Origin of the sequence: Halomonas sp. CH40, from assembly GCA_041875495.1 — a bacterium.
In the GTDB taxonomy this organism is placed as follows: domain Bacteria; phylum Pseudomonadota; class Gammaproteobacteria; order Pseudomonadales; family Halomonadaceae; genus Vreelandella.
In genome coordinates this window covers 2,835,880-2,849,128 of record CP112982.1, presented here as the reverse complement: position 1 = coordinate 2,849,128, position 13,249 = coordinate 2,835,880, and the positions used below count along the sequence as shown (strand labels likewise).

Below are 13,249 nucleotides of genomic sequence, written 5' to 3'. Positions count from 1 at the left end.
CTGGCGATCAGTTCCAGCACCTGATGACCTGGGTGCGACAGCCCACAAATAGTCACGAAATGGCAGAATCGCTGATGACTGAGCAGGCAAACCCTGTACTTGAACCAGACCGTTTTACGCCTCTGCAGGAGGCGGATTTCCAGCCTGTAGATCCCGCCTACCTGAAGCAATTGCGGCTAACACTGCTACCTGTCCTGCTACTGGCTGCGCCCCTTGGGTGGCAGCTGTACCAGCTACCCATCAGCCTGCCGCTGGTTGCTAGCCTGGCTCTGCTGCTACCCGGCGTTGTTGTAATCCTGATGGCCCTGTTCTGGGCGCCCAGGCGTTATCGGCTGACCGGTTATTGCCTGCGACAGCATGACTTGCACCTGCGTACCGGCGCGCTGTGGCGGCGTACCACCTCGGTTACCCTGAACCGCATCCAGCATCTGGAAGTCAGCCAAGGGCCGCTGGAGCGCTTGTTGGGTATTGCCCGCCTGCTGGTTTACACCGCTGGTGGCAGTGGCCAGGATCTGGCCATTCCAGGCTTGGCAAAGGCGCGTGCTGACCAGCTAAGGCTGCATGTGCTACAGCAACTGGGTGAGCCTGAAGCAGGGGAGCGGGAGGCAGCGGAGGGCGACGCATGAAGCCTGACGACGATTCTTGCCAGCCCGTTCACTGGCAGCGGGTGTCACCGGTTGCCGTTGTGTTCTTCGCCTTGCACGGGCTGCGTCGGCTGGTGGGCGCATCGGCCAACCTGGCGCCCTTGTTGGTGGTGGTGCTTTTCAATGACACCCTGCGCCAGCTGGCCATCAATTATGGGCCACTGGCAGCACTGGTGTTGCTGTCAGGCGGAGCGCTGGCCTGGTACCTGACCTTTCTGTATGCCGTCAGCGACGAGCGAATCCTGTTGCGTCAGGGCGTCTTTCGACGTCGCACGCTGACGCTGGATTTTCAGCGCGTTCAGCAGGCCGATGTGCAAGTGCCCTGGTATTATCGGCCCTTTGGGCTGGCCGTGCTAAGCCTTGACAGCGCTGGCGCCAGCGGTGAGACGCTGCATTTGTCCGGCATTCCAGCGGCGCGCGCCGAAGCCCTGCGCGAGCAGATTCTGATCGTGCGTGCCCAGGCGGGCCCCGCGGCAACAGAGACGCAAGAGCCCGATGCCAGCGCCGACTTCACCCTTTTTCTGCCCCGTTCTGAAGTGCTGCGCTATGGCCTGATGCACAATACCTTGCTGGTCATCCTGCCGGTGCTGGCGCCTTTTTCAGAGATGCTGCTGCGCCGTCTCGAAGAAGTCATCGCCGTGATCGCGCCGAACTGGCTGACCGCCGAGTCCTTGGCCGGAGGGCAGCGGTTCCTGGCGGTTGGTGGGTTGCTGCTCGGCATGCTGCTGCTACTGGCGCTGGTTTCGGTGGTGCTGGGGCTGGTGCGCTATCACGGCTATCGGCTGGAGCGCCATGGTGAGCAGTTCCGCTATCGCGCCGGTTTGACGACTGTGTTGACCCGCAGTGTGCGCAGGCAGCGCATTCAGATGGTGACGGTACGCCTTAGCTGGATGGGACGACTGCTGGGGCGTCATTCGCTGGTGATCAGCAAGGCCGGTGATCGGCAGGCAGGTCAGGACACCGAGCGTTTTGTGGTGCCGGTACTGAACAGGCCTGCCCTGGAAGCGCTGGCGCAGGAGCTGCACTTGCCGCATCGCCCTGACTGGCAGCGTCCGCATATCGGCGCCATGTTGACGGGGGGAGGACGCTGGTGGGTGCTGGGTGCACTCTTGATCGGCGCCTTGATGCTGCAAGGGGCGCCGGGTTCTTTACTGGTCTCGTTGGCGGCGGTGGCGCTTGTGATCAGCATGGTTTCCGCCCTCGGCTGGTGGCGCCTGCGACTGTGCCGTGACGCGAGCTGGGTGGGGCTTAGTCAGGGGGTGTTTGGGCGCACTGTGCGCTGGGTGCCGACCGCACGTGTGCAGTCTGTGTCGCTGCTGCAGCCCCTTTGGCAGCGCCGCCTGGGGCTGGCCAGCCTGGATGTGCGCGCCGCCGGAGGGCGGATCATTCTGCCCTGGATTCCACGTGAACAGGCGGAACGCTGGCGCGACGAATTATTGTGTGAAGTGGCCAGCGGCGATATTTTATAGAGTTACCAATAAATTGGTCTAATGAAGCTAGCCCGCACGACGCGGGCTAGCAATCAGCTCCAACACCATGTGGGGCACCGTCAAGGCGGCCAGCCCGATAAAAACGATGCGCATCAGGGCGGCATCACTGGGCAGTTCCATCAGGAACGGTAGGGCGGCCAGAGCCAGGGCGTAGGTCGCCAGGGTGATGGGCGCGACCGCCTTGAGGCGCTCACGCCAGCCGTAGATGCCCAGATCTCGCGCGGCCAGCTCAAGGTGGCGCGGGCTGTGCAGAAAACACCAGTAGGCAATGAAATAGGCCAGCGGGTGAAGCAGGGCGGCTCCGGCTGCCAGCAGCAAGGGGTCACGCCAGTCGCTGGTTGCCCGCTGGGGGCGCAGCGCCAGGCAGATGGCTAACACCCCACCGCCAAGTGCCAGGGTATAAGGCGCCACTGCGACAATCTGAGCGGCCTGATCAGCGCCGAGCATTTCAAACAGCGGCTGCACCTGTTCAGGGTGAAAGGTGACTGGAAGTGACAGCACCCCAAGCCCATAGGCGGTACCGCCTATATGGCCAATCCGCACGGCAATATCATCGGCAAAATGTACCGCTGAATAGAGCAGAAAAGCTGCCAATGCCGCATTGGGCGCCTGCCACCAGATCGCCAGCACCACTCCGCCCAGTGCCAGATACCCCAGATGGAACCCGACCAACTGCAAGGGGCCTTTCAGCGGTAGATGCTGCTTGGCCACAGCGGTATCCAGGCTGCCATGGGGCAGGCCGAGCACTGCGGTACTGATCGCAAGGATGGCATACAGCGGCCATTCGCCGGGCAGTGCCGAAACGCCCAGAGCAACGACCAAGCCAATGGGAAACAGCCAGAAAGCGGGTGGACGGTCAGTCGCCTGCATATCAGTGCCCTCCTGATGTTGAAAAACGCGGCAATGCAGCGCGCATGAAGGGGCCAGGGGGCAAGGCCTGCATGATAGCCAGCAGGTCGCCAGCGCTGGGCTGGTCACCCAGAAAACGCCGCTGCTGAGCTGCCGTGGTGTTGGCGAACAGGCGTAGAAACCAGCCGGAAGCCGCGTCCGGGTGCTGTCGAATTGCCTGTAGAAAGACCTTGTCCATCCAGCCAAGCGCCGGTGAGCGCAGGCGTGGTGGGGTCAGATACCAGCGGTTGTGAGTATGCGCATTGAGTAGCTGTCTGGCCACATCGGCGGCCCCCTGCTGGCAGCTGGCAAACATATAGCCGGTCGCCGGGCGCATCCAACCGCCGCGAATCCCTGCAGACAGATAGCGTGAATTCAGGCTGGGAGGGGTGACCGGCATCATGGGCAGGCAGCCGGTTTCGCTGCGCTGTACAACCCACCCCTTGCCGAGATGATCATCCAGCCAGCTTGCCAACATCCAGGGTAACTCGGCCGCCAGCAGGGTCTGGCATACCTCACTGTGTCTGTCAGCCGCAAAGCAGGTCCACTCTACCAGCAGGTGGTGCTCATCCAGTGGAAGCAGATAGACAAAATGGATGCCGCTGTGCCCGGCCTGAAAATCCATCAGGCAGACTTTTGACAGATCATGGCCGTGGTGGGGCTGATGAACTTCCACGCCGTGGAACACCTGCCAGACGCCCTGTGATTCTGCCAGCGTGTTCAATGGCGGCGGGCGAGTATCAATCACCACCTTGGCGTTGAGCTGGCCCTGGGAAGTGGTGATGCGCAGTGACTCACTTTGCGGCGCGATGGCATTAACCTTGACGCCTCGCACCAGCGAGAATTCATCGCGTATTGCTATCCTGTTGTAGGCCGAGCGGCGCATGGCATCGGCGGGTAGCATGGCGTAAGGATGGTCGGGATCGCTATATTCCACCTTTTTACCTGCATGGCTGACCTGCCAGTTTGGCCAGCGGTGGCTGATGGCATCCCCAAAGGGGTGAGGAGCTTGATCCCAGAAACACCAGGTGCGGTCGTGAGTATCTTCTTCGCGGGCTTCAAGCAGATGCAGGCGTGGCATTACTGCGTTTTTGGGTGCCAGCTCATCCAGCCAGCTGGCAATACTCAACCCCGCCAGTCCAGCGCCGAGAATGGCAATGTCAGTTTCCTTTGGCAGGCTCATGGTCATGCCTTCCCTGAATGGCGCTGTTCCCTTCCAGGCGAATGAGCTTCTGGCTGGGGAGCAGCAGTATTGTCAAGGGTTCTGGGAGTCAGCGCATAGCCTGACAGTTGGGCTTCCAGCGGCTGATGCAAGGCCGCATCGTGCCAGGCGGCTGAGGTGTTAAACAGCGCTGGCAGCGCCAGCAGGCTTTGCTGCAGCTTGCGGCTTTTGGGCACCACCACCCGCTGAGCCCAGTAGTCCTCTGCGCTTAAACCTTGAATGCGCCGCCCGATCTGACGATACACCCGCAGGGCAATGCCGATGGCTAGCCGGGTACGCGGGGGTAGATACGCCAGCCCCTGCCAGCCGCTGGTGTAATAGGCTTCCGCCCGTTCAATCAGCTGACCAACTGCTTGCCAGGCCTGGTGGCGCGCCTGTGGTTCGCCATGGGCAATAGCGTCAGCTGTTATCGGCTGCTTCAGCCAAGTTTGCGGCAGGTAAACCCGACCGCGTTGGGCATCTTCCAGCACATCTCGAGCGATATTGGTCATCTGCATCGCCACCCCCAGATCAATCGCAAAGGCCAGGGAGTGATCCGGCTCACGCGCGCCCATCAGCTGGCACATCATCACCCCGACAGTACCCGCAGCGCCGTAGGCATAGCCCAGCAGGGCCTGCTCATCCTCAAGCTGAACGGGGGAGAGGTCAATGACCATGGTGGCCACCAGATCCTGCATGGCGTGCAGGCAGCGTGAATCCTGCGCAAACAGCGCAACAATATCGGCTTCGAGAGCACTAACAAGTTGTTGCTCGCTGTTTGACAGCCTGGACTCGGTGCTTGGCTTAGTGCCGGTTTCCGCGGCTGTCAGCTGGGGTTGCGGTCGGGCATTTAGCCTGGATTGCAGGCAGGTAAGCATTTTTAGAGCGCGCTGGCGCTCTGCATCGGTTGCGGCATTATCGGCAATATCATCCACCTGGCGGCAGACGTGATACAGCCGCGCGCCATCCTGTAGCTGCTCGCGGGGCAGAAAAAATCCTGCCCAGTGAAAGCTTTTCCCATGCTGGCGCAGGGTGGCCTGGGAGGTCGCGGCTGCTGTGGTCATACGGCAGTCTTGTCCTGAACCGCAGTGAGTTGTTCACGGCTGACGGCGTGATCTTCCCTGACCAGCTTTTCCACCACGCCGGCCGACGACACCACACCAGGCACCCCGGCGCCAGGGTGAGTGCCCGCGCCGACAAAATAGAGGTTCTGATAATGCGGTGAGCGGTTATGGTAGCGAAAACCCGCTGACTGGGTCAGCGTCGGGGCGATGGAAAAGCCGCTGCCGAACGGGCTGGAAAGTGCGTCGTGGAAATAGCGCGGCGACACCGTGTGGGTCGCGCCAAGCTGTTCAAATAGATCCGGCATCAGGCGCTGCTGCAAGGTCGACAGGATATTCTGAGTCATCTGCGGTTCGAGTGTCTCCCAGTCCTGACGGCCCTGAAGGTTAGGCACCGGCGCCAGAACATAGAAGGCATCGCCCTCTGGCGGCGCCATCTCCGGGTCGGTGGCGCTGGGCCTGTGCAGATATAGGCTCAGATCTTCAGGTACTTCGTAATCATCAAAAATGGTATCGAGGATTTCCTTGAAGGTGTCGCCAAATACGATGGTGTGGTGCTCAAGCTCGGTGTAGCGGCGCTTGGTGACAAAGTACACAACCAAGAGCCCCATGGATTGTTTCATGCGCCGCCGAAAACCATTCAGGAGCTTGCCCCAGCGCTTCATGGGCAGCCAGTTTTCATAGACATGCAAAGGGTCAGCATTGCTGACCACAATATCGGCCGGGTAGTGTTGACGGCCACTGACTTCAACGCCGGTCACGCGGTTTTCCTCAACGCTCAGAGCAGTCACTTCCTGATGGGTGCGGATAACACCGCCGTGGCGCTGGAAAAGCTCGGCAAGTGCCGTGACCAGGGCGCCTGTACCGCCTTTGGGAAACCAGACGCCACCGCGGCGTTCCAATGCATGGATCAAGCCATACAGCGAAGAGGTGCGAAACGGATGTCCTCCAACCAGCAGGGAAGGCACGGAAAACGCCCGCCTCAGGCGTTCGTCATCAAAAAAGCGCGAGACAAAGGTGTACAAACTTTTATCTGCCCGCAGGCGCACCAGATCCGGCAGCACCTTGAGCATATCGGTAACCTTGGTGAACGGCTGCTCGGCCAGATCAACAAAGCCGCGCTGATACATCTTCTCTGTGGCCGTCAAGAAGTCGTTATAGCGGTTGCTGGTGCCAGGTGCCAGGCGCTCAATTTCAGCCATGATCTCATCGGTAGTGCTTTTATAATCAAAATAACTGCCATCGGAATAATCCATCCGATAGAAAGGCTCGACTGGCAAAAGCGTTACATGTTGATCAAATTTTTCCCCAAAACGCTCAAATAATTCTTCAAAGAGAAATGGGGCGGTAATGACGGTGGGGCCGGCATCAAAAGCCACCCCATCAAGATGGAATACCCGGGCCCGGCCACCAAGGTCACCATGACGCTCCAGCAGCTCCACATTCCAGCCGTCTGACAAGAGACGCAGAGCAATGGCCAGCCCGCCAAAGCCTGAACCAATGACAACCGCCTTGTTCGTGTGGCTGACCGAGTCGGCGGATGAGTGCGCTGCAAAGGCGTCGGATGTATTCATGAGGCCGATTTCCCTGGGTAATGATGAAGGTGGCTCGCGATTGACTGGCGATGTTCCACAAGCTGCTGGCGAAGTTTGGCAAGTATGGCGGCTAAGGCGCTTGCCAGCTGGTCAGGGAAATGCTCAATCAGCCTTTCAGCGCGTGACAGTGCCGCTGAGGCATGACGCACGGCGCGTTGCATGGTGCTTGCTATTGGGCCGCCAGGGTATGTGAAACCAGAGTGCGTGGAACCAGAGTGTGTGGAACCGGGCGGCCAGTGTTGCGGCCAGGCGTGATAGTCATGAAAGTTATCTGGCTGGCAATCGCTCAGATGGGTGACATCGACATCGTCAAGGTCATCAATAATCTGATAGGCCAGCCCGACGGCATTGGCAAAATAGCGGATCTGGTCATGTTCCCCGCTAGTCAACTTACCGCCCAATGCGCCAGCCTCAAGGGGCAGAGCAATCAGGGGAGCTGTCTTTGCTAATGTCGCCTGCAGGTAGTCGGTCAAACAGACTTTTTTCTGATGCTTATTGGAAAACTGAGGAGTGCTTTCAGAAGACTTCTCAGTGAATGTTGTAGGGTTGGCAATTTCAATGCTTTGCCCGGCAATCACCTGACTAGTGCGGTCAGTTAATAGTTGTACAAGTGCTAACTGGTGTTTAGAGGAGTCACTTGCCAGAGCAGCCCGAAAAGCCGCAGTCAGCATCATATCTCCAGTGCATAGCGCCACATTGGGGTTGTAGCGTTTCCAGACGGACGCTTGCCCACGACGCTGAGCATCACCATCGCACAGGTCATCGTGAACCAGTGAAGCGTTATGAATCAGTTCTGCGGCAGCTGCAGCCGCGGTGCGGTGGCTGATTGAAGCGCCAAACGCCATGCCGCTCAAGAGCGCCAGACGTGCACGTAATTGGCTACCTTGGGTATTCAGATGATAAAGGCTGGCGGCAGTTGCAGGCCAGCTGACAGGTGCATTCAGACTGCTGCGCATCAGTTCCCCGACGCGGACAAGTTCACTATCAATGTCGACATCAATGCTGTCGGTAACAGAAACGTCGGCGTGCTCCGACAATGGCTGATCGATGCTGACAGCACCTGTGACATTGAACATGGCAGTTTGATTTAGTGTTGCAGTGACCATACCAACGTCCTTTTGATCATGGCCATCCATGGCCGGTAAAACTCCTGTTATGAAAGGCCGAGGCTTACGAGAGTTTCGACGTTTCTTCGCCTTCAGCGTTATCGTCTGCCAGTGTGGCAGTCGCGCCGTTGGCTTCTTCACTTTCGGCCTGCGACTTGCGCATCGCAATGACGAAGATGAATACACCGAAGACTGCTTTCGCCACGATATCTGCCACTGTGTAGCCGATTTCGACAGCTGTGATGGCGGCGCCACCGTCCAGGCCTACCAACGGGAAGAGGTAGACGATCGGGTAGAACAACCAGGAACCGATGACCAGGTAAATAGAGATCTGTACAAGGTTCTGGACGCTTTCAGGCTGCTTGGAGATGGACTCCTTCAGGCCCACTACCAGCTGGTACACGATAAATACGAACGGGATCATGGAAAGTACCCAGAATACAAAGCGCAGACCGCCTACGCTGGATACTTCGCCCGGATAGCCCAGGACGATCATCAATGCTGCAGCACCACCCAGAACGGTTGATTTCTTGATGGTTTCTGCCTTGGATAGGCGCATGACCAGAATCAGCTCAATGAGCAGAAGTGGTACGGTCAATAACCAGTCGACATATCGGTAAGCCTGGTTAAAGGGCTTGCCGGTCGCCAGTACTTCACCTGTGGTGACGTCAGCGGCGGCATTCCACGACAGCATGATCTGCAGGTAGTGATAGGCCGCTACCGCGGTTACCAGACCGGTAATAGTAATGGCGAGGCGGTAAGATGGTGCGATTTCTGATTTCATCAACCAGAAGAACAGGGTGGCAGCTGCCATGACAGCAAAGCCGAACGAATAGCCATTCTGTACGAATGAATATTGCCCTAGGGATAAAGCTTCAATTTCCATGAGTTTGTCTCCAGCAGCGTTGGTTATGCAAGCAGGCACCGAATACGCACTTTGTGATGCATGTAAGCACGCAAGCGGTGAACTGCCGACAGATAATCCGTTACAGAAGTTATTCAGCATTCAAGTGCTGGATAACTTAAGTGAGACTAGTCCTGCTGGAGCTGAACTTCAAGAAGTTATACAGAATTTATTCAAATCAATACTATTGTATAAGTAAATGCTTTTTAATTTAGCTTTTTTGAATGCAGTCCTTAGTGAACGTTCAAGCCGCCCTATCCAGCCAGGTGATCATTTCCTGGCTGATCAGGTCCGGGTGTGTCATGTGAATACAATGGCCTTCGGTGGGCAGTACATGAAGCGTGCTCTTGGGCATATGTGCCTGCATATAATGGCCAATGCTTTCACTGGCAAGGGCATCAACCTGGCTTTGCAGCAGCAGGGTAGGGTGTTGGTTGTTGGGCAGCAGGTGGCGATAGTCAGAAAAGAACGTCGCCTGGGCAAAGGTCTTGGCCACCAGAGGGTCCGTTGAGCAGAAGCTGTCGGAAAGTTCACCCACCATTAAGTCCGGGCTGGCGCTGCCCATTACCAGCGGGGCGAGATAGCTGGCCCAGCCCATATGGTTACGATCCATCAGTTGAACCAGTTCTTCCAGGTCTGAGCGCTCAAAACCGCCATGGTAATCAGGTGGCAGGTTCAAAAAGCACGGCGATGGGCACACCATGATCTGGCTGGCAAAGCGTTCCGGGTCGTTATTGGCCGCGAGCATGCCAATGGTACAGCTGACCGAATGGCCAACCAGATGAACCTGTGTCAGGTCAAGGGTGGTGCAGATCTCGTTGATATCCGCAGCGTAACCTTCCAGCGAGCTGTAGCGGGCTTCACTGTAGGCAGACAACTGGGACTGGCCAGAGCCGACATAATCGAATAGGACAAGCGTATAGCGGCTTTGCAATTCCGGCGTCAGGCGATACCACATGGTCTGGTTGCAGCCAAAACCATGGGCCATCAGTAAGGTCGTATTTCCTGAGCCAAAAATTTCTATGTTATTGCGGGCAATGACTTTTTCTTTCGTCAGTATCATCTGGTTCTGTGCTCTAGCTGTATTGGGATATTAGGGCTTAGGTAGTGAAATTGTCGGGTGAATCCTTGTTGCTGCCAGTTTTCTACCCAGCTCCCAAGCTTATGGGCGGGCATGGGGCGCGCAATATAAAAGCCTTGACCACCTTCGCAGCCCAGTTCCATTAGGCTCTGGGCATGCTGTAAGGTTTCAACACCTTCAGCGATCAGGCTGCATTCGAAAGCGGATGCAAAACCGACTACGCCTTTGATAATGGCCAGGTCGCCACTGCTGTCCAGCATGTTCTGGACAAAGCTGCGATCAATTTTCAATACATCGACTGACAGGTCTCTCAGATGCCCTAACGTCGAATAGCCGGTTCCAAAATCGTCCAGAGAAACCCGGATACCGATTTTACGGCACGAGGTAACCACCGTTGCAACGCGGTTGATATCCTCAATGGCGCTGGTTTCAATCACTTCCAGTTCAAGCCGTTGGAGAGGGAGGTCTGGGAAGCCGGATAGCGCTGTGGTCAGGTCGTTAAGAAATTCAGGATGCTGCAGATGATAGCCATCAATATTGATGCTGACAGACATGTCCAGTCCTTGATCGAGCCATTGCTGAAGCTGAGTCAGTGCCGTAATGAGCACCCACCTGCCCAGGCTCAACCCTGTGGTGGTGCCGCTTATTGCAGGCAGAAAAGTGGCCGGGCTCTTCACTCCCTCATCGGGGTGATTCCAGCGCAGAAGTGCTTCAACCCCGAGGACGGTGCCAGTGCGCATATTAACTTTGGGTTGGTAATAAAGTTCAAACTGGTTATTCAGCATCGCGGTTTGAACCACGTTGCGGCTTTTAAGTGTATATTTCTGATGCTGTTCGGTCGCTGTGTCGAAAACGCTGAGCCGGTTGCGCCCTGCAATCTTGGCCTGATACATAGCCTGGTCTGCCTGGCGCAGCAGCTGGCCGGTATCGACGTTTTCCGCCTGAGGATAAAACGTAATACCAATGCTGGCAGAGACTTGAATCGTCACTGAGTCAACTTCAAACGGCTCAGACAGTTTTTTGATCAGGCGATTGAAAACCTTTTTCGCCGAGGCAACGTTATCCAGGGTATCCAGAAAAACAACAAATTCATCGCCGCCAAATCGGGCCACCACATCCTCTTTCTTAAGGTTTTTGACCAGGCGGTTGGCTGAGCAGCGCAGCACTTCGTCGCCCATATCATGACCATAGGTATCGTTGACTTCCTTGAAGCCATCAAGATCAATGAAGGCCAGCGTAAACGCCAGCTTTTCAGGATCACGATATGTCATTTCGTGATCCAGGTGCTGTGTCAAGGCACTGCGATTAGGTAAGCCGGTTAACGGATCTGTTTCCGATAATGACCGCAAAAGTGAGACTTTCTTGCTAAGCAGCTCCTTGGTTTCATTCAGTTCCTGAAACAGTTGTTCAGAGCGCGCGGCACTACCGATGCTCCAGAAAATCCGCTCATTTTTTTCCGGGTCGCGATAAGCGCTAACTACGGCGGGAATTGGGTTTCCGGCCTTTGTTGTCAAGGTTACCCGTATTTCGTCACAGCAGCCTTCATAAACAATCATTGGCATGATGAAGCTGTCGTACATTATTTGTGATGCCTTGCTGAGCAAAACAAAAATGTCGCAGCCAAGGAGTTCATTGTGTGCATAGCCGTAACGTTTTTCAAAATACTGGTTACTGTAGTGAATCTGGCGATTAATGTCTGAAACCAGGCAGCCCACTGGGAATTGATCAATAGATGCAATAGCTGAGTCATCCATGATGAGTCCTCAAAGAATGGCCGAAGTTCTATTAATAGGGTTTCGACAAAAATACATAACTGCCTGGCATCGACGATGCGGCCAGACCCGTGCTTTGGTTGGTGCCTCGACCCTTTTCAGGTTGGTCAGCCTGCTTACTGTGCCGAGGTTGATAGCTGCCGTCCAGAACCTATTTAAAAGACAGGTATAATTTACGTATTATATCTAAGGCTAATTGTATTATATTAATTTTGTATGCATTTCCACGCAGCGGCGTGAGAATAAGAAATAGATATTTCATTAACTAATTTAGTGTTGGGTTAATTAACTGACTTGGATGGACACGGCAAACAGGTATCTTGAACAAGCACCTCGAACCAGCCCTTCCTTGACAGTTAAACATTCTGAAGCGCACCATCATTAGCGAATTTAACGGAGAATATAATGACTGAAGTTAAAGCCTTTGCTGCCCATGCTGATGATCAACCACTGGCGCCCCTGTCAATTGACCGCCGCAACCCGCGTCCCGATGACGTGGCCATTGAGATTCTGTACTGCGGCGTTTGTCATAGTGATCTGCACTTCGCTAAAAATGACTGGGGCTTAACCCGCTACCCTGTTGTGCCAGGCCATGAAATTGTTGGCCGGGTGACCGGTGTTGGCAGCGATGTCACGCGTTTCAAGCCCGGCGATGTGGTGGGCGTGGGCTGTATGGTAGATTCTTGCCGCACCTGTTCTGCCTGCCAGGATGATGTGGAGCAATACTGCCTGAACGGCTTCACCATGACCTACGGCAGCGATGACCGTCATGATGGTACCATGACCCAAGGGGGTTATTCCGAATCTATTGTGGTCAGCGAGCACTTTGTGCTGACCATGCCGGAAGGCATCGATCTGCCGTCAGCTGCGCCAATTCTGTGCGCGGGTATTACTACCTATTCACCGCTGCGCCATCATGGTGTGGGTAAGGGCCACAAGGTGGGCGTTATCGGCATGGGTGGTCTTGGCCACATGGGCGTGAAGCTTGCCAAAGCGCTGGGCGCCGAGGTGACGGTCTTCACCCGTTCTGATGCCAAGGTGGAAGAGGCCAAACAGCATGGTGCCGACCATGTGGTGGTCTCGTCAGATGAGGCACAGATGGAAGCCGTTGCCGAAACCTTTGACTTCATGCTGGATACCGTGCCGGTGCAGCACGATATCAATCCTTACCTCGCCGCGCTGCGCTACGATGGCACCCATATCATGGTTGGCCTGATGGACCCAATTGAACCGGCTGTTCAAGGCGCCAACCTGATTTTCAAACGTCGTGTTCTGGCAGGTTCGCTGATCGGCGGTATTGCCGAAACCCAAGAGCTTCTGGATTTCTGCGCTGAGCACAAGATCACCTGCGACGTGGAAATGATTGATATGCAAACCATCAACACCGCGTTTGAGCGCATGCAAAAAGGCGACGTGCGTTACCGCTTTGTCATCGACATGGCATCAATGAAAAACGCGGCCTAGTCGCCAAGCGTTAACGCCAATCATTAATAATAATAAACAGCAA

General features: G+C 56.0%; 11 protein-coding genes. 3 read left to right on the top strand and 8 right to left on the bottom strand.

What is annotated here, in order from left to right; genetic code table 11:
- Nucleotides 1-74 precede the first annotated feature (74 nt).
- Both OR573_13160 and OR573_13155 read left to right on the top strand, forming a co-directional pair.
- Entirely contained in the window at nt 75-626 is a 552-nt protein-coding gene (locus OR573_13160) for a PH domain-containing protein (GenBank protein ID XGA79436.1), read from the top strand.
- On the top strand, nt 623-2,113 hold the full coding sequence (locus OR573_13155; GenBank protein XGA79435.1) for a PH domain-containing protein: 1,491 nt from the start codon (nt 623-625) through the stop codon (nt 2,111-2,113). The genes OR573_13160 and OR573_13155 overlap by 4 nt, the downstream gene beginning before the upstream one ends.
- Nucleotides 2,114-2,140: 27 nt before the next feature.
- Here the strand turns inward: OR573_13155 and OR573_13150 are convergent, their stop codons facing one another.
- The 8 genes from OR573_13150 to OR573_13115 all read right to left on the bottom strand — a co-directional run bounded on the left by OR573_13150 (nt 2,141) and on the right by OR573_13115 (nt 11,724).
- Complete coding sequence (locus OR573_13150; GenBank protein ID XGA79434.1) at nt 2,141-3,004, bottom strand: Brp/Blh family beta-carotene 15,15'-dioxygenase; 864 nt, start codon at nt 3,002-3,004, stop codon at nt 2,141-2,143.
- Nucleotide 3,005: 1 nt separating this feature from the next.
- Nucleotides 3,006-4,205 (bottom strand): lycopene cyclase family protein, encoded by a 1,200-nt coding sequence (locus OR573_13145; protein XGA79433.1) that lies wholly within the window; start codon nt 4,203-4,205, stop codon nt 3,006-3,008.
- 2 nt (nt 4,206-4,207) lie between these two features.
- A complete protein-coding gene (locus OR573_13140; protein XGA79432.1) occupies nt 4,208-5,287 on the bottom strand; it encodes a phytoene/squalene synthase family protein in 1,080 nt (359 codons plus the stop codon).
- Nucleotides 5,284-6,858: a phytoene desaturase family protein gene (crtI, locus tag OR573_13135; GenBank protein XGA79431.1), complete on the bottom strand. Its 1,575-nt coding sequence runs from the start codon at nt 6,856-6,858 to the stop codon at nt 5,284-5,286. Before crtI ends, OR573_13140 begins: the two co-directional genes overlap by 4 nt.
- Complete coding sequence (locus OR573_13130; protein XGA79430.1) at nt 6,855-8,015, bottom strand: polyprenyl synthetase family protein; 1,161 nt, start codon at nt 8,013-8,015, stop codon at nt 6,855-6,857. The genes crtI and OR573_13130 overlap by 4 nt, the downstream gene beginning before the upstream one ends.
- 34 nt (nt 8,016-8,049) lie before the next feature.
- The gene (locus tag OR573_13125; GenBank protein ID XGA79429.1) at nt 8,050-8,871 is read right to left on the bottom strand and encodes a bacteriorhodopsin-like; all 822 of its coding nucleotides are present in this window, start codon (nt 8,869-8,871) and stop codon (nt 8,050-8,052) included.
- A gap of 262 nt (nt 8,872-9,133) precedes the next feature.
- The gene (locus OR573_13120; protein XGA79428.1) at nt 9,134-9,952 is read right to left on the bottom strand and encodes an alpha/beta hydrolase; all 819 of its coding nucleotides are present in this window, start codon (nt 9,950-9,952) and stop codon (nt 9,134-9,136) included.
- Nucleotides 9,949-11,724 (bottom strand): EAL domain-containing protein, encoded by a 1,776-nt coding sequence (locus OR573_13115; protein XGA79427.1) that lies wholly within the window; start codon nt 11,722-11,724, stop codon nt 9,949-9,951. The genes OR573_13120 and OR573_13115 overlap by 4 nt, the downstream gene beginning before the upstream one ends.
- Before the next feature lie 423 nt (nt 11,725-12,147).
- Here OR573_13115 and OR573_13110 point away from each other — a divergent pair, with 423 nt between their 5' ends.
- Nucleotides 12,148-13,206 (top strand): NAD(P)-dependent alcohol dehydrogenase, encoded by a 1,059-nt coding sequence (locus tag OR573_13110; protein ID XGA79426.1) that lies wholly within the window; start codon nt 12,148-12,150, stop codon nt 13,204-13,206.
- Nucleotides 13,207-13,249: the final 43 nt, after the last annotated feature.

Coding starts and splice junctions, on each gene's coding strand:
- OR573_13160 (XGA79436.1), top strand. CDS start 75: ATGACTGAGCAGGCAAACCCTGTACTTGAACCAGACCGTTTTACGCCT.
- crtI (XGA79431.1), bottom strand. CDS start 6,858: ATGAATACATCCGACGCCTTTGCAGCGCACTCATCCGCCGACTCGGTC.
- OR573_13155 (XGA79435.1), top strand. CDS start 623: ATGAAGCCTGACGACGATTCTTGCCAGCCCGTTCACTGGCAGCGGGTG.
- OR573_13145 (XGA79433.1), bottom strand. CDS start 4,205: ATGAGCCTGCCAAAGGAAACTGACATTGCCATTCTCGGCGCTGGACTG.
- OR573_13120 (XGA79428.1), bottom strand. CDS start 9,952: ATGATACTGACGAAAGAAAAAGTCATTGCCCGCAATAACATAGAAATT.
- OR573_13115 (XGA79427.1), bottom strand. CDS start 11,724: ATGGATGACTCAGCTATTGCATCTATTGATCAATTCCCAGTGGGCTGC.
- OR573_13150 (XGA79434.1), bottom strand. CDS start 3,004: ATGCAGGCGACTGACCGTCCACCCGCTTTCTGGCTGTTTCCCATTGGC.
- OR573_13110 (XGA79426.1), top strand. CDS start 12,148: ATGACTGAAGTTAAAGCCTTTGCTGCCCATGCTGATGATCAACCACTG.
- OR573_13130 (XGA79430.1), bottom strand. CDS start 8,015: ATGGATGGCCATGATCAAAAGGACGTTGGTATGGTCACTGCAACACTA.
- OR573_13125 (XGA79429.1), bottom strand. CDS start 8,871: ATGGAAATTGAAGCTTTATCCCTAGGGCAATATTCATTCGTACAGAAT.
- OR573_13140 (XGA79432.1), bottom strand. CDS start 5,287: ATGACCACAGCAGCCGCGACCTCCCAGGCCACCCTGCGCCAGCATGGG.